Origin of the sequence: Phytomonospora sp. NPDC050363 (assembly GCF_040655735.1) — a bacterium.
Lineage (GTDB): Bacteria > Actinomycetota > Actinomycetes > Mycobacteriales > Micromonosporaceae > Phytomonospora.
The window spans coordinates 475,528-490,737 of sequence record NZ_JBFAKK010000002.1 but is presented as its reverse complement, the minus strand read 5'-3'; the positions used below and the strand labels follow the sequence as shown (position 1 = coordinate 490,737).

Annotated in this window: 14 protein-coding genes; 3 read left to right on the top strand and 11 right to left on the bottom strand. The window is 70.5% G+C overall.

The annotated features are described in order from the left end of the window. Nucleotides 1–13 precede the first annotated feature (13 nt). The 6 genes from AB0I28_RS06790 to AB0I28_RS06765 all read right to left on the bottom strand — a co-directional run bounded on the left by AB0I28_RS06790 (nt 14) and on the right by AB0I28_RS06765 (nt 9,139). On the bottom strand, nt 14–2,614 hold the full coding sequence (locus AB0I28_RS06790) for a discoidin domain-containing protein (RefSeq protein ID WP_357490308.1): 2,601 nt from the start codon (nt 2,612–2,614) through the stop codon (nt 14–16). Between the two features lie 30 nt (nt 2,615–2,644). Continuing rightward, nucleotides 2,645–4,285 carry a glycoside hydrolase family 13 protein gene (locus AB0I28_RS06785; RefSeq protein WP_357490306.1) on the bottom strand — a complete coding sequence of 547 codons (1,641 nt, stop codon included), beginning with the start codon at nt 4,283–4,285 and terminating at the stop codon, nt 2,645–2,647. A gap of 32 nt (nt 4,286–4,317) precedes the next feature. Then, nucleotides 4,318–5,196 (bottom strand): carbohydrate ABC transporter permease, encoded by an 879-nt coding sequence (locus tag AB0I28_RS06780; RefSeq protein ID WP_357490303.1) that lies wholly within the window; start codon nt 5,194–5,196, stop codon nt 4,318–4,320. Then, nucleotides 5,193–6,185, bottom strand: coding sequence for a sugar ABC transporter permease (locus tag AB0I28_RS06775; RefSeq protein ID WP_357490300.1), 993 nt, complete (start codon nt 6,183–6,185; stop codon nt 5,193–5,195). Before AB0I28_RS06775 ends, AB0I28_RS06780 begins: the two co-directional genes overlap by 4 nt. A 376-nt stretch (nt 6,186–6,561) precedes the next feature. Further along, nucleotides 6,562–7,920 (bottom strand): extracellular solute-binding protein, encoded by a 1,359-nt coding sequence (locus tag AB0I28_RS06770; protein ID WP_357490298.1) that lies wholly within the window; start codon nt 7,918–7,920, stop codon nt 6,562–6,564. Nucleotides 7,921–8,113: 193 nt separating this feature from the next. After that, nucleotides 8,114–9,139, bottom strand: coding sequence for a LacI family DNA-binding transcriptional regulator (locus AB0I28_RS06765; protein ID WP_357490294.1), 1,026 nt, complete (start codon nt 9,137–9,139; stop codon nt 8,114–8,116). A gap of 99 nt (nt 9,140–9,238) precedes the next feature. Between AB0I28_RS06765 and AB0I28_RS06760 the strand changes: the two genes are divergently transcribed. Beyond that, nucleotides 9,239–10,135, top strand: a complete 897-nt coding sequence (locus AB0I28_RS06760; protein WP_357490291.1) for a hypothetical protein — start codon at nt 9,239–9,241, stop codon at nt 10,133–10,135. A gap of 31 nt (nt 10,136–10,166) precedes the next feature. Further along, a complete protein-coding gene (locus AB0I28_RS06755; protein WP_357490289.1) occupies nt 10,167–11,114 on the top strand; it encodes a hypothetical protein in 948 nt (315 codons plus the stop codon). Here the strand turns inward: AB0I28_RS06755 and AB0I28_RS06750 are convergent. The 4 genes from AB0I28_RS06750 to AB0I28_RS06735 form a co-directional block, all read right to left on the bottom strand. Next, nucleotides 11,032–11,973, bottom strand: a complete 942-nt coding sequence (locus AB0I28_RS06750) for a DMT family transporter (protein ID WP_357490286.1) — start codon at nt 11,971–11,973, stop codon at nt 11,032–11,034. The two genes, AB0I28_RS06755 and AB0I28_RS06750, sit on opposite strands and share 83 nt — an antisense overlap. An 85-nt stretch (nt 11,974–12,058) precedes the next feature. Further along, the gene (locus AB0I28_RS06745) at nt 12,059–12,319 is read right to left on the bottom strand and encodes a hypothetical protein (protein WP_357490284.1); all 261 of its coding nucleotides are present in this window, start codon (nt 12,317–12,319) and stop codon (nt 12,059–12,061) included. Between the two features lie 99 nt (nt 12,320–12,418). After that, nucleotides 12,419–13,291, bottom strand: a complete 873-nt coding sequence (locus tag AB0I28_RS06740) for an aminoglycoside phosphotransferase family protein (protein WP_357490280.1) — start codon at nt 13,289–13,291, stop codon at nt 12,419–12,421. Nucleotides 13,292–13,343: 52 nt separating this feature from the next. Beyond that, nucleotides 13,344–13,832, bottom strand: a complete 489-nt coding sequence (locus tag AB0I28_RS06735) for a helix-turn-helix domain-containing protein (RefSeq protein WP_357490278.1) — start codon at nt 13,830–13,832, stop codon at nt 13,344–13,346. A gap of 96 nt (nt 13,833–13,928) precedes the next feature. On the opposite strand from AB0I28_RS06735, the gene AB0I28_RS06730 reads away from it, so the two are divergent. After that, nucleotides 13,929–14,480, top strand: coding sequence for a dihydrofolate reductase family protein (locus tag AB0I28_RS06730; protein ID WP_357490277.1), 552 nt, complete (start codon nt 13,929–13,931; stop codon nt 14,478–14,480). A gap of 4 nt (nt 14,481–14,484) precedes the next feature. On the opposite strand, the gene AB0I28_RS06725 is transcribed toward AB0I28_RS06730, so the two are convergent. Beyond that, complete coding sequence (locus AB0I28_RS06725; RefSeq protein ID WP_357490275.1) at nt 14,485–15,204, bottom strand: hypothetical protein; 720 nt, start codon at nt 15,202–15,204, stop codon at nt 14,485–14,487. Nucleotides 15,205–15,210 lie beyond the last annotated feature (6 nt).

The following is a 15,210-nucleotide window of genomic DNA, read 5'->3' as shown; positions in this document are numbered from 1 at the left end:
GGCCACGGACCGGCTAGTTCGCGTACACCTCGAACTCCGAGCACTGGCCCGCCGGCCAGCCGGTGTTCTGCGTGAACGTCAATCGCAGGTACCGCGCCGAGGTCGCCGCGAACGTGATCGTCACGGCGTTCCCGGTCGCGGGATTGAAGACGTAGCCGGTGGAGCCGACCACCGTCGCGTAGGACCCGCCGTCGGCCGATCCCGACACCGACAGCGTCTGCGTGCGCGTTCCCCAGGCCGAGGACGGCGGCAGCTTGAGCACCACACGCCGGACCGTCTTCGACGAACCGAGGTCGACCGTCAGCGTCTGCGGGAAGGCGTTGTTGGCGCTCTCCCAGTAACTCGACGCGTTCCCGTCGACGACATTGCCCGGCCCGTAGACCTGCGTGTAGCTGCTGGCCGTCGCGGGCCTGCCGAACGCCAGGTTCGCGTTGGCCGACACCCCGTTGCCCGACAGCCCGATCGAGTGCGGGCTGCCCGAGGCGTTGGAGGACACCGAGAGCGCACCCGAGCGCGCACCGGCCGCCGACGGCGTGAACGTCACGCTCGCCGTGCAGCTGGCCCCCGCCGCGAGCGTCGACCCGCAGGTCGTCGTCCGCGAGTAGTCGCCGGAGACGGCGACCGAGGAGATGTTCGCCGTGGCGTCACCGGGATTGCTGATCGTCACCGTCCGCGGCGAACTCGACGTGCCGACCTGCTGGTCGCCGAAGGCGAGGCCGCCCGGGCTCAGCGCGATGCGCGGCCCGGTCGGCTGCGTGCCGCCGTAGTTCGGCGGCGGGAACGGTCCGCAGTAGGTGTTGGGCAGCTTCTCGTTCCAGCCGGAGTTGCCGCCGCCCTGGGTGATGGCGAAACCCGAGCCGAGACAGCTGTAGATCGGCTCGGTGAAGCCGATCCCGGTCGCCGTCACGTTCGTGAAGGAGGCCGCGCCCGGGTCGTTGAGCTGGATGGCGAAGGTCCCGGTCCGGTTGATGCGCACGTTGGTGAAGTTGACGCCCCTGGTCGTGCCCGACACGAAGTGGATCGCGGCGTAGGAGCTGTCGATGATGTCGGTGTCGGTCACGTTGATCGTCGCGTTGACCATCGACTCGTTGCGCGCGTCGAACCAGATCGCGCCGATCGGGAACGGCCAGTTGTAGTCACCGTTTCCCGCTCGTATCAAGGTGTTGCGGGTCAGCGTGAACGTGCCGAGCACGCCCGTGGGGCCGTTGACCCCGTCGTAGCGGTTGCCGACGTGCAGACCGCCGCCGTTGCTGACGGTGTCGGCCACGACGTTGTCGGCGATCGTCATGTCGCGCCCGCCGTAGATCACGATGTTGTTGGCCAGGATCGGCAGCACCACCGTGTTGCGGACGAAGGAGTTGTCGGCATTGGTGACGCCGCCGCGGTTCTCCGCCCACATCGCCAGACCGTCGTCGCCGGTGTTGCGCACGAAGGTGTTCTCGACCTTGGAGTTGGTCACCCCGATGTGGAAGTTCACGCCGTCGGCGGTCTGGTCGAGGATCCGGCTGTTGACGATCCGGAAGTTGTTCATCGGCCCGTCCATCCAGGCACCGCACTTGGTGTGCTGCATCCAGACGTTGTCCACCAGGGAGTCGGTCATGGCGCCGCCGATGGCGTTGACCTGGTCGCCGTCGACGCGCTCCTGGATGTCGCCGATGATCGCGAAGTCCCGCAGCGTGACGTTGCGCGAGGGACCGCCCTCGCCGACGTACTTGCCGTAGACGCCGACGGCCTTCTGCCGCTGCGTGGGATGCCGCCCGGTCAGCACGCTGTACCAGGGCCCAGCGCCGGCCAGCGTGACCTGGTCGACGATCACGTGGTCGTAGAGGAAGTAGGTGCCCTGCGGGATGTAGACGACCTTGCCCTGCGTGCGGCCGGCGTCGACGGCCGCCTGGAACGCCGCCGTGGAGTCGCCGGTGCCGTTGGGGTTGGCGCCGTAGTCCACCACGGACAGCGATCCCGAGGGGCGCCCGATCGGCGCGGCCACGTTCTCGAAGTCGGCGAGGTCGATGGTGAACGAGGACGCGCCCATCGACGCGACCTGGACCCGGACCTTCGTGCCGGTCCCCAGAGTCGAGCCGAACATGGTGCGCGTCTCGTCGTAGAAGTGGTGCGGCTTGTCGCCGGGCTGGTTGGTGAACGGGTAGCTCCCGTAGAACCAGGAGTACTTCGAGGTCAGCGACAGGTCCTTGAGCTTGGAGCCGTTGACGCGCAGGTCGATCGGCGCCGTAATGCCGGTACCGGCGGCATTGTCGGGAATGCTGTAACGCAGGCTCATCGCGTTGGCCGGGGCCGTCAAGGTGAACTCGACGTACTCCCCGACCGCGTCGAGGGTGACGGCCTTGCGGCCCGAGGCCTCCGACGGGAGCGTGGTGTAGATCCGGCTCGGACCGATCACGCCGCCGTTGTGCGCGACGTTCTCGGCCTCCTGCTCGACGAACGGGACGGTCGCGCCGCCGGCGACGTCGAAGGCCGAGACCTCCGGCGCCGCGGCGGGCGAACCGCTGCCCGCTAAGGGACTCGCCGCGCTCACCGTCGGGACGGCGAGCGCACCGGCGGCCATCGCCGCCACCGCCGTTAACACCAGCCGGGTCGGCTTGCTTCGCACTGACATAGCGGATTCCTTTCGTTGTGGGTCGTCGTGCTACTCCAGTTCGGCGCGGCCGCGCAGCCACACCGCGGAGTCGGTCGGCAGGGCGTCGCCTTCGAGGTCGCCGCTGGCCAGCAGTACCTCGTGGCCCTCGGGAAGGGCCAGCGGTTCCGCCGAGAGGTTCACCACGCAGGTCAGCGCGTCCTCGCGGGTGAAGGCCAGCACGCCCTCGCGGGCGTCGAGCCAGGTCATCGGACCGTGCCCGAGCACGGTCTCCTCGCGGCGCCGGCCGAGCGCGGCCTGGTAGAGGCTCAGCATCGAGGCCGGGTCGCCGCTCTGCGCCTCGACGGTCCGCTCGCCCCAGGCGGCCGGCTGCGGCAGCCACGGCGTCGTCCCCTGTGGACCGAAACCGAACGGCGCTTCGCCTCCCGACCACGGGATCGGCACCCGGCAGCCGTCGCGACCGGGGTCGGTGTGGTTGGAGCGGTGCCACATCGGGTCGTCGCGCAACTCCTCGGGAATGTCCTCGACCTCCCACAGCCCCAGCTCCTCGCCCTGGTACAGGTAGGAGGAACCGGGCAGCGCCAGGCACAGCAGCAGCGCCGCCCGCGCCCGGCGCTCGCCGAGGGCGAGGTCGACGGGGATCTCACCGGCGCCGTTCTTCTTGGCCGCGAAGCTGAAGGAGGTGTCGGCCCGGCCGTAGCGGGTGACGTGGCGGGTGACGTCGTGGTTGGACAGCACCCACGTCGCCGGTGCCCCGACGGGTTCGTGGTAGCGGATCGTGTCGTCGATGACGGTCCGCAGCGCCGCCGCGTTCCAGGGGCAGCCGAGGAAGCCGAAGTTGAAGGCCGTGTGCAGCTCGTCGGGCCGCAGGTAGTTCGCGAAGCGGACCGGGTCGGGCAGCCACACCTCGCCGACGAGGAGACGGTCGCCGTCGTAGGTGTCGGCCAGCGCCCGCCAGGACCGGTAGATCTCGTGGACCTCGTCGCGGTCGGTGAACAGCGGGTCGGCGTCGTCGCCGCCGTCGGGCAGCGCGGGATCCTTGACCAGCAGGGCGGCGGAGTCGATGCGGATGCCGTCGACGCCCCGGTCGAGCCAGAAGCGCAGGACGTCGAGGAACTCCTCGCGGATCGCCGGGTGGTCCCAGTTCAGGTCGGGCTGCTCGGGCGCGAACAGGTGCAGGTACCACTCCCCGGGTGTGCCGTCGGGGTTCTTCGTGCGGGTCCAGGCCGAGCCGCCGAAGATGGACTGCCAGTCGTTGGGCGGTTCGCCGCCGTCGCTTCCGCGGCCCGGGCGAAACCAGTACCGCTGCCGCATCTCGCTTCCGGGGCCGTCGGCCAGCGCCTGCTGGAACCACGGCATCGCGTCGGAGCCGTGGTTGGGCACGATGTCGATGATGATCCGCACGTCGAGGTCGTGGGCCTCGGCGATGAGGGCCTCGGCCTCGGCGAGGGTCCCGAAGACGGGCTCGATGTCGCGGTAGTCGATGACGTCGTAGCCGGCGTCGGCCATCGGCGAGGGATACCAGGGGTTGAACCAGATCGCGTCGATGCCCAGCCCCGCGAGGTAGGGCAGCCGGGACCGGATCCCGGCGATGTCGCCGACCCCGTCGCCGTCGCCGTCGGCGAAGCTGCGCGGGTAGACCTGGTAGATGACCGCGTCGCGCCACCAGCGGTGACCGTTGGTTGTAGCCACTGACGAACCTGCTTTCGTTACGGGTGAGGGGATCAGCCCTTGACTCCGCCGGCGGACAGTCCGGCGAGGATCTGGCGTTGCAGCGCGAGGAAGATCACGACCATGGGGACGCTGGCGATGACCAGTCCGGCGAACATCTCGCTGTCGGTGATGTAGCTGGTGTTGGCCAGCCGGCTCAGCGCGACGCTCAACGTCTGCGTGTCGGGGTCTTGCAGCACCAGGAAGGGCCACAGGAAGTCCTTCCACATGCCGATCACCGCGAAGATCGACACCACCGACAGCACCGGCCGCGACAGCGGGAGCACGACGCTCCAGAGGATCCGCAGCCGACCGGCGCCGTCGATGCTGGCCGCGTCGAGCAGTTCGTTGGGGATCTGGTCGAAGAAGCGCTTGAGCAGGTAGATGTTGAAGGCGTTCGCGGCGGCCGGCAGCCACAGCGCCCACGGCGTGTTCAGCAGGTTCACCCCGAACAGCGGGACGTCGCTGACGGTCATGTACGCCGGGATCAGCAGCGCCGTCGCCGGCAGCATGAGGCTGGCCAGCATCGCGCCGAGCACGACCTTCCCGCCCCACGGCCGCAACCGCGACAGGGCGTAGGCCGCGCACACGTCGACGGCGATCTGGATGAACCAGCCGCCGACGGCGTAGTAGGCGGTGTTGAGGAAGTACTTGCCGATCTGCAGCTCGCTCCACGCGGTGCCGAAGGTGTCCCAGTTCCAGGACTCGGGGATGACCGTCGGCGTGGCGCGGGCCAGCTCGGTGGGGTCCTTCACCGCGCCGGTGAGCATCCAGTACAGCGGGAAGAGGAACACGAAGGCGAACACGACCACCGTCACCGCGAGGGCGACCAGGTGCAGGATCCGGCCGCGGCGGCGGCGCAGGACGGTGTCGGAGATGAGGGTGCGGGTCATGACGGGTCCTTGTCACGGGTGACGCGCAGATAGATCGCGGAGAACAGGGCCAGGACGACGAACAGGACGACGCTCATGGCCGCGGCGAGCCCGAAGTCGTGGTTGACGGTGAAGGCGTAGCGGTAGACCAGGACCATCACGGTGATCGTGTCGGGGTTGGTCGTGCCGGTGAGCTGGTAGGGCTCGATGAAGACCTGCATCGTCGAGATGATCTGGAGGAGCAGCATCACCAGCAGGACGAAGCGCGTCTGCGGGATCGTGACGTGCCGGACGCGCTGCCAGACGCTGGCGCCTTCGAGCTCGGCGGCCTCGTAGAGCTCGCCGGGGATGTTCTGCAGGGCGGCCAGGTAGATGATCGTGGTGCCGCCGAGGTTGGCCCAGGTGGCGACCAGGACGAGGGAGACCATCGCGGTGTCCGGGGACTGGACCCACTGCGAGGGCGGCAGGCCGATTCCGCTCAGGACGGAGTTGAACAGGCCGTTGCCGGGGTCGTAGAAGTACTGCCAGAGCAGGACGACGACGATCGGCGGGAGCATCAGCGGGAGGTAGACCGCGATGCGGAAGAAGCCCTTGAGGGCGCGCAGCTCGTTGAGGAAGACCGCGAGGAGGAAGGGCACCGCGTAGCCGAGGACGAGGGCGATGCCGGTGAAGACGAGGGTGTTCTTCCAGGCCGTCCAGAACAGCGGGTCGGCGAAGAGGGCGTCGAAGTTGTCGGTGCCGACCCAGTAGGGGTCGGTGACGAAGTTGACCTGCTGGAACGACAGGATGACGCCGCGGACGAGCGGGTACCAGGAGAAGAGCGCGAAGCAGGCGATGCCGGCGACGAGGAAGAGGTAGGCCAGGGCGTTGTCGCCGAGCTTGCGGCGGAAGCGTACGGGCAGGCGGGCGGAGAGGCGGGCGAGTGCGCCGGGGCCGCGTGACGACGGTGGTTCCGGGTCGTCCGACGGCTCCGTCCACTGTGGCTTCTCCACAATGGCGGACTTATCCACAGGAAACGCCTTTCGTGTTCGACGGCCGCGCCTGGCGCGGGTCTACCGTCAGATGTAGGGAGGAGGCCGGGAGGCCCCACGGTCGGGAACGGGGGACGCGGGGGCGGCGGGGCAGGTGGGGGACGGCCGGCGGGTGGGGGACGGGCCGGGCGGCGGGTGGGGGACGGGCCGGGCGGCGGGCGGCGGGCGGCGGGTGTCGGGTGATGAGCGGCAGGCGGCGGGCCGCGCAGTGAGACGGCGCGGGGACGAGGACGCCACCCCGCACGCCCGCCGAGGAGCAGACCGGCCCGGCGGGCCGCCTTCCTGAACCGCCGTCCCGAACCACCCTCGCGAACCGGTGCGGCGGGCGGGCCGGAGGAACCCGCCCGCCGCGGGTTCACTTGACGGTCGCCAGGATCGCGTTCGCCTGTTCCTCGGCGTCGGCGAGCAGGGCGGCGATGTCGGCGTTCTGGTCGGTGAGGACCTTGTTCATCGGCACGTCGAGCAGGGCGTAGAGGGCCTGCGCGTTCGGCGGTTCCAGCTTCAGCGGAATGGTGCTCATCGCGTTGACGAAGGGCGAGAAGTTCTCCACCGGCATGTTGGCGTACTTGGCGCGCGCGTCGGTGAGCGCCTTGGCGGCGTCGCCGGCCCAGATCTGCGGCTCGGGGAGGCCCACCGGGCTGCCCGTGTCGGAGGACCACTTCGTGTTGAACTCGATGCGCGCCGGGTCGGGGTTGGCGAAGGCGTAGGTGAGCCACTTCAGGCCCGCGCGGATCGTGGCGGGGCTGGCCTTGGCGTTGAACATGTACCCGTCGCCGCCGGCGAGGGTCGCGGTGCCGCCGGGGATGGGACCGAGGCCGTAGTCCTTGTAGTCGCCCTTGAACTCCTGCACGATCGTCGGCAGCATGTTGGCGTCGCCGAGGTACATGCCGAGCTTCCCGGATCCCATGAGCCGCAGCAGGTCGGCGTACTCCAGGCCCTGACGGGTGCCCATGGTGTCGTCGGTCCAGCGCATGTCCTTGAGGTTTTGCAGGACCTGCTTGCCGAGATCGTTGTTGAAGGCCGCCTTCCACGTGCCGCCCTCATTGACGGCGAGGTCGCCGCCGACGGAGTACAGCGCGGTGGTGAAGTGCCAGCCGCCGGTGTTGTTCTTGCTGTACTCGCCGTATCCGACGTGGTCCTTGCCGAGCGCGGCGATCTTCTGCGCGGCGGTGCGGACCTCGGCCCACGTCGTGGGCGGAGTGTTCGGGTCGAGGCCGGCCTTCTCGAACAGGGCCCGGTTGTAGACCAGCCCGGTCGAGTAGTTGCCCTGCGGGACGCCGTACACGCGGCCCTTGTCGTCGGAGTAGACCTGCATCAGCTCGGGCCGGATCTGGGCCAGGGCCGGGAAGTCCTTGACGTAGTCGGTGATGTCGGCGACCTGGCGGCGCGCGATCAGCCCGGCGGGGTCGGTGAAGTACGTGTAGAAGACGTCCTCGAGCTGACCGCCGGCGAGTTTCGCCTGGAACTCCTCGGGGACCATCTTGCCCTCGCGGGCGTCGATGGTGATGTCGGGGTTTGCGGCCTCGAACTCGGCGACGTCGGCGAGGAACTTCTCGCGGTTGACCTTCTCGGTCTCCGGCGGCAGGCCGTTGACGACGAGCGTGACCGGACCGTCCTGCTGTGGTTCTTCGTCGTCGCCGCAGGCCGTGAGGCTGAAAGCCAGGCCGGTCGCGACGATCAGGGCGGTCGCCCGGCCGTACAGGGAGCGCTTCATGGGGGTGGGGCCTTCCGGTGTCGGGCTGTCTTGTGAGGTAGGTCATGTCATGAAGGTTGCCGCTGAACATACAGAAGCGAATGTGTTTCTGCAAGATTACGACTGAGATTCGGAACTACTCGACAGCTGGCTCCCGCTTTTGGGCATGAGAAAGGGCGGGATCCGTCCGGATCCCGCCCTTTTCTGCCGTGCGCTAGCCGCGCGCCACCGGCCCCGTCGAGCCGCGCACCACCAGTTCGGGCTCGAACAGCAGCTCGTCGGGGGTGATGTCGGCACCGTCGATGAGGTTCGCCAGCAGGTCGACGGCGGCCTGCCCCATCGCCTCGATCGGCTGCCGGACGGTCGTCAGCGGCGGGTCGGTGCACGTCATCATCGCCGAGTCGTCGAAACCGATGACCGACACGTCCTCGGGCACCCGCAGGTCCATCCGGCGCGCCGCCCGCACGGCACCGAGCGCCATGACGTCGCTGGCGCAGATGATCCCGGTGATGCCGCGCTGGATGAGTCGCGTCGCCGCCGCCCGCGCGCCCTCCATGGAGAAGGGCGAGCGCTCGGTGTTCGCCTCGATGGCGCCGGGTTCGGCCAGCGGTGAGCCGAGGCGCGCGGCGGCGGCCCGCAGCCCTTCGGCCTTGCGGCGCGAGGGCAGGTGGTCCTCGGCGCCCAGGACCATCCCGATGCGTTCGTGGCCGAGGGACACCAGGTGCCCGAAGGCCTGTTCGGCGGCGACGGCGTCGTCGGCGGAGATGCGCGAGAAGCCGAGGTTCTCGACACCGGCGTTGATCAGGACGACGGGCAGGCCGCGGTCGGTGAACTGGGCGTAGTGGGAGTGGTCGGCGTTGGCGAGGGCGTACTGGCCGCCGGCGAAGACGACGCCGGAGACCTGGTGGTCGAGGAGCATCTCGACGTAGTCGGACTCCTGGACTCCGCCGATGGTCCGCGCGCACAGCGCGGGCGTGAACCCCCGCTGCGCGAGGGCCCCGGCGACGACCTCGGCGAAGGCCGGGAAGATCGGGTTCTGGAGTTCGGGGAGGACGAGCCCGACGAGTCTCGCGCGCTCCCCCCGGAGCTTGGTGGGCCGCTCGTAGCCGAGGATGTCGAGGGCGGTGAGGACCGCCGCGCGGGTGGTCTCGGCGACGCCTTGGCGGCCGTTGAGAACGCGGCTGACGGTGGCCTCGCTGACCCCGGCCTTCTTCGCGACCTCACTGATGCGTCGTGTCATGGCCGGAAGTGTAGGACAGATTTTTGCAAGAAGTCGTCTTGCATCGGACGGGCGGTGACGGATGGGCGTCATGTCGGTGCGGGGATCTAGCATCCGGGCATGCCCGAGGACATCAATGACTTCGAGAAGCGCGTGCCCGAACTCGCCGAGTACAGGACGACCGCGACCCGTCTGCGGCCCCGGCGGGGGACGCCGGGGGTGCGGGAATCGTCGGTCGGCGGGCCGCTGCTGTGGCCGGCCGAGGAGGAGTGGCCGGTGTGCGAGGACGCGCACGAGGAGTTGCGGCAGACCGGTGGTCGGCTCTGCTCGCCCGACGACGTGCACACCGCTCGCGCGCTTCTCGCCGCCCGTGGCCGTGGCGCCCCCACCGACGAGGAGCGGGCCGCGCTGGCCGCCGTCACCGAAGGCCACCCCGCCGGGATCCTCGCGCACGGCGGCCCGGTGCCGCTCATCCCCGTCGCGCAGCTGTTCCAACGCGACATCCCCGACTACTTCGGCCCGCCCGGCACCGACCTCGTCCAGGTCCTCTGGTGCCCGCTGGATCACGACTACTGGACCCCGGAGGTATCGGTCTTCTGGCGGACGGCCGCCGAGGTCGGCGAGGTGCTCGCAGAACCGCCGCAGCCGGCGGCACTGCACGACGAATACCTGCCCAACCCATGTGTAGTGACGCCCGAGCAGGTTACCGAGTACGAGTACTGGGAACTGCTCCCGGAACCCTTGCGGGCGAAGACGTCGAGCGACGAGTACGAGGCCGTCTCCGTCGCCCGCGGCTGGAAGGCCGGCGGCTTCACGGCCTGGAACCTCACCGGTCCCGCCGAGCTGCCGTGCGACGACTGCGGCTCCCCCATGCGCCTGCTCCTCGCCGCCGACCCCTGGGAGCCCGACGCCGAAGAGGACAAGCCCACCGGCATCATGATCGGCCGCGGCTACACCCTCTGGATCCGCGTGTGCCGCACCGACCCCACCCACCCCGTCCACGCCGCCATGCAGTGATCCCGTCACAGCCCCGCCCTACCATCACCCCATGCCCACCACCCCCCAGCACCTCGCCGGGATCGAGGACCGCTTCCCCGAACTCGCCGCCTACCGCCGCACCGCAACGCGCCTCCACCCGCGCCGCGGCAACCCCCGCGTGGACGACAGCTCCGTCGGCTCCCCGCTCCTGTGGCCCGCCGAAGAACCCTGGCCGGTCTGCGAGGGCCCGCACGAGCCCTTCGGCGACGTCCGCAACCGCGCCGACGTCGCCACCCAGCGCCGCCTGCGCGAACTCGCCGACCGTCGGCCCCTCACCCCCGCCGAGCTGGACGACCAGGCGAAAGCCTGGGCACCCGCCGACGCCGAGTTCGGCAACGACACACCCCTGCCGCTCCTGCCGGTCGCGCAGCTGCGGCGGTCAAACGTCTTCGACTTCATCGGCCCCGACGACGCCGACCTCGCCCAGGTCCTGTGGTGCCCGATGGACCACCCCAGCGACGACTACTGCCCCACCGTCACCGTCCGCTGGCGCCGTGCGGCCGAGGTCGGCGAGCGCCTGCCGGCTTCCGAGCAGGGCCCCGACCTGGTCAGCGAGCCCTACGTGCCCGCGCCCTGCGTGGTCCTGCCCGAGCAGGTCACCGAGTACGAGTACGGCCATCTCCTCCCCGGCGATCTGCGTCGGCGGATCCAGGCGTGGGAGGCCGGGACCGTCCAATACGGGTGGGGGCGGTCGATCACCAAGGGCTGGAAGGTCGGGGGCTTCGCGTCGTGGACGCTGTCGGATCCCATGGACATGATCTGCGAGTGCGGCTCGGACCTGCGCCTGTTCCTCAAGGTCGAGGGCGGCGAGTGGGACGGCGACCGCCTCTGGGTCCCCGACGACTCCGACACCTTCGACGGGGACCCCACGGGAATCACGATCGGGCGAGGCTACGCGCTGTGGATCTGGGTGTGCCCGGCCGACTACTCCCATCCCGTGCGGACTTCGATGCAGTAGCCCTCAATCCGAACACGATGCCCGTGACGACCAGTCCGGCGCCGATGAGTTCGGCCACCGAGGGCGTCCCGATCCCCAGCACGACCATGGTGAGCACGGCGCCGACCGGCATCATGCCCGCGAAGAGTCCGGCGCGGTCGGCGCCCAGGCGCGGCAGGGCGTCGTACCAGAGCAGGAAGGCTCCGGCGGTCACGACCACGCCGAGGTAGACGAAGGCCGTCAGCTCGCCGGGGGTCGGGATGCGCAGGACGTCGGCCCCGTCGACGACGACGCCGGTGCCGAGCAGCAGCGGCACGGCGAGCGCCGCCGAGTAGGCGGAGACGCGCAGCGCGCCCAGTGTCGGCAGCAGCGGGATGGCCAGCAGTGAGAACGAGACCTCGCCGACGAGGGCGCCCAGCGCGAAGAGGATGCCGGTCAGGCTCGCGCCGCCGAAGCCGGTGGCGATCGCGGTGCCGGCGGTGACGATCCCGGCGGCTACGAGCACGCGGGTGGACGGCTTGGCCGAGCGCGCGACGAGCGGTCCGAGGACGGCCATGACGACGGGGGCGGAGCCGATGATGGTGCCGATCGTGGCGGGGCTGGCATATTCGCTGCCGAAGACGATGCAGACGTTGAAGATGACCAGACCGGTCGACGAGAGGGCACCGAGGAGCAACCACTGCCCGCGCGTCAGGCGGACCTTCGGTGGGCGGCGGACGGCGATGACGGCGAAGAGGGCGGCGGCGCCGACGGCGTAGCGCAGGGCCTGCCCGCCGAAGACCGGGTAGTCGCCGATGCGGGCGGAGACGGCGACGAGCGTGCCGACGAGCAGCATGCCGAGCGCCGCCTGCACGGCGCCGCGCTTCTGGGATGTGTTCACCCCGGTAACGCTAGGCAGGATTGGTCTGTCGGTCTGAACCAATCATGCCGCGATCACGCGGACCAATCGTGGTCGACCCGTGGCGCTAGACGCCCCAGAAGTCGTGCACGACGCTCGCGTGGTGCGTGGCCACCCATCTGCGCCCCAGCGGCGTGACGCCCTGGACCACCGGGCAGTCGCCGACGTCGAGGATGGTCACGTATCCGGCCGCCGCGAGTTCGCGGACGGCGTTGATGACGAAGCCCTCGTCCATCTGGTAGGTCGCCGCGACGAGACTCGCGGTCGCTTGCTGTCCTGCGGGCATCTCGGCGATCACGCGGAGTACCCGCCCCGTGTCCCTGGCCATGGATCCATGGTCCCACCGTCCGGGATCCATGGCCAGGGTAAATCGGATCATCAGCACAGGTACTGGCCGAAATACGACAGCGGACGCCCGCTCGGGTGCTCACACCACCGGATCGGCCAGGATGTGGGCGAGGTTGCGCTCCTGATCGCGGGCCAGGTCGGGGCGGTCGGGCCAGGCGACCACGATGAGCGCCTTCCACAGCGCCCAGCCGCGAGCGCGGCGCCAGGTGGCGTCGTCGAGGCCTGCGGACTCTCGGAAGACGCGCCGGTCCTCGCCCTCGAAGTAGGTCCAGGCGATGGCGAGGTCGCTGGCGGGGTCGCCGACGCCGCAGGTGCCGAAGTCGATCGCGGCCGACAGCCGGCCGTCCTCGACGAGCAGGTTCCCGACGGAGACGTCGCCGTGGAACCACACCGGCGCCCCGGTCCAGACCGAGGTCACGGCCTGGTGCCAGATCTCCCGGCACGCCTCGACGTCGAGGCCGTCGATGGCCTCACAGGCGGCCTGCACCTCGTCGGCGTAGGCGCTCGGGTGGCAGCCCCGGTAGAAGGAGTGGCGCCCGGCGGCCGGGCCCGCGCCGGCGGGGATCTCGCGCAGCTCGGTGAGGAACGCGCCGAGATCGCGGGCGAGGACGGCCCGGTCGGGGTCAGCGCCCTCGATCGGCGTGCCGGTCATCCAGTTGCGCACCGACCAGGGGAACGGGTACCCCGCGCCGGGTTTCCCGACCGCGACCGGCGCGCACACCGGCAGCGTGAGCCGCTCGGCGAGGTACGGCAGCCAGCGGTCCTCCTTGGCAACGGCGGCCACGTACCCCTCGGCGCTGGGCAGGCGCACGGACAGCTCGTCGCCGAGGCGGAAGGTGCGGTTGTCCCAGCCCTGCTTGTCGACCGGCCGCACCGGCAGGTCGCGCCACTCGGGGAACTGCTCGGCGACCAGGGCGCGCGCCAGGCCGGCGTCGATCTCGGTGGATGTCACGCGCGCATTGTGGCCGACCGGCGCGGGGCGGGCGAGGTCTTTTCTCGTCGCGCTACTCGGCCGCCGCCTCGGCGTACGCGTCGGCCAGCCGCGCCAGGACGCCGGGTCCGCCGCTCTCGGGGGCGGGGGCGCCGAGGTGGACGTGGCGCAGTTCGTCCATGAACTCGCTCCACAGCCGCGGACCGCCCTCGGCCAGCAGCTCGGCGCGCACGCGCAGGCGCCTGGTCGTCGGCCGGTTGTGCACGCCCCACTCACCGAGTTGCGCGAAGACGGGCACGAGCCGGATCGCCGACTCGGTGAGGCTGTAGGCCGCCCGCTTCCCCCGGCCGGCGTCCTCGCGGGTCAACAGCCCGGCGCCGACCAGGCGCTTGAGCCGGTCGGACAGGATGTTGGAGGCGATGCCCTCCTCGGACCCGGCGAGGAGCTCGCGGAAGTACCGCCGATTGCCGAACAGGATGTCGCGCAGGACCAGCAGGCTCCAGCTGTCGCCGAAGGCCTCGACCGCGGCGTTGATCGGGCATCCCGAACGCGGCTCCGCCATCACCGGACTCCTCTCCGAAGTGCTTGCAATCTACCACCACTCTGGTTACGGTGATCCCAGGACTGATTGCGATCCGCAATCACTAGGGAGGCCGCGATGGACGACACCGACCCGCGCACCGCCGAAGGCAAGGTGCTCATGCACTTCACGATGTCCCTCGACGGCTTCGTCGCCGGGCCCGGGCACGACATGGGCTGGATGACCGGCGACATGACGGCCCGCCCCGGCCTCGTCGAGGAGTACACCTCGACGACCGGTGCCGTGCTCGGCGGCCGCTCCGGCTACGACGCGCTGCCCGGCGCCAGGCCCTACGGCGACTGGGACGGCCCGGTCTTCGTGCTCACCCACCACCCCGAGGACGCTCAGCCCGCCCCGGGCATCACCTTCCTCAGCTGCGACGTCGTCGAGGCCCTCGGCATCGCCAAGGAGGCCGCCGGGGACAAGAACGTCGAGGTCTTCTCGCCGACGATCGGCCGCCGGCTGCTGGAGCTCGGCCTCATCGACGAGATCGACCTGCACATCGCCCCGGTGCTGCTCGGCGACGGGATCCGGCTGTTCGACAACCCGGGCGGCTCGCCGGTGCACCTGGATCACGTCGGCGGCGAGCCGAGGGCCGTGGTGAACGTCCGCCTGCGGCCGCGGCACTGACCGCTCACCCCTCGCGCAGCGCCGCCGCGATGTCGGCGACGCCGCGGACCTTGCCGCCCCGCGCGAACGGCAGGCCGTCGGGCGAGTGGCGCAGGCCGAAGCGCTGCGCGTAGAAGCCCTCGGTCATGGCCACGCGGACGGTCTCCTCCCCAAGCGGGACCTCGGCCGTCGAGTCGCCGCCGGCGAAGGCCTCGGTGAACACGGCGTGCAGGCCGGGGTGCTCGTCGGCCTCGGTGGAGGCGGCCAGCTCGGCGATCTGGTGGAGGCCGGCGGTGAAGCGGTCCGCCAGCGCGGGATCGCGTTCGGCGATGGCGGCGATGTCCTTGCGCAGGAAGGAGATCAGCCGGTGCAGGGACTTGGCGGACACGGCGCCGTCGGTGTGGACGCGCATGGCGGCCAGCGCCGACAGCGACTCCACCGCGCCGATGTCGCTCTCGCCGCTGGCGAGGGCGAGGGCCAGGACGCGGCCGAGGAGGTAGGGGCCGCCGTCGCGGCTGTCGAAGCGGCGGCGTCCGGCGGTGACGGTCTTGCTGATGGCCTGCTGGCTGACGCCGGTGAGCTCGGCGAGGCGGGCCTGGGTGTAGATGTCGGGGTAGGCGGTGCGGGCGATGGTGACCATGGCGGCGCGCATCTTCTCCGCCTTGCGGCCGTCCTCGACCTGGTGGGTGTAGAAGGCCAGGTAGCCGTCGATCTGCTCGGGGGTGAAGTCCATGCCGTCGGTCATGCCTGG